The organism is Mycobacterium colombiense (genome assembly GCF_001672755.1).
Taxonomy (GTDB): Bacteria; Actinomycetota; Actinomycetes; order Mycobacteriales; family Mycobacteriaceae; genus Mycobacterium; species Mycobacterium colombiense_C.
This window is the reverse complement of record NZ_LZKI01000096.1, coordinates 1-656: the sequence shown is the minus strand read 5'-3', so window position 1 is coordinate 656 and position 656 is coordinate 1. Positions and strand designations below refer to the sequence as shown.

The 656-nt window shown below is 59.8% G+C and carries 1 protein-coding gene; it reads left to right on the top strand.

Annotation, left to right across the window (positions count from 1 at the left end; translation table 11 throughout):
- Window positions 1-656, top strand: a 656-nt coding sequence (locus tag A5708_RS13675; protein WP_155766013.1) for an MCE family protein, incomplete at both ends; no start/stop codon positions are given.

Here is a 656-nt window from a genome sequence, read left to right as displayed (position 1 = left end):
CGGGCCGGGTTGGTGATGGATCCGGGTTCGAAGGTGACTTATAACGGGGTGGAGATCGGCCGGGTGGGGTCGATTGCGGAGACGGTGCGTGATGGGAAGCCGGCGGCGAAGTTCACGTTGGAGGTGTATCCGCGGTATTTGTCGTTGATCCCGTCGAATGTGAATGCCGATATCAAGGCGACGACGGTGTTCGGCGGTAAGTATGTGTCGTTGACGACGCCGGCGAATCCGTCGCCGCAGAAGATTTCGTCGCACACGGTGATCGATGCCCGGTCGGTGACCACCGAGATCAACACGTTGTTTCAGACGATTACGTCGATCGCGGAGAAGGTGGATCCGGTCAAGCTGAATTTGACGTTGAGTGCGGCGGCGCAGTCGTTGACGGGGTTGGGAGAGAAGTTCGGTCAGTCGGTGACCAATGCCAATGCGTTGCTTGATGATGTGAATCCGCAGCTGCCGCAGGCGCGCAAGGATATTCAGCGGTTGGCGGCGTTGGGGGATGCGTATGCGAACGCGTCGCCGGATCTGTTCGACTTTTTGAACAACGCGGTGGTCACCGCGCGCACGATCAATGCTCAGCAGCGGGATCTGGATCGGGCGTTGTTGGCGGCGGCCGGGTTCGGTAATACCGGCGCGGAGTTGTTCAACAAGGGTGG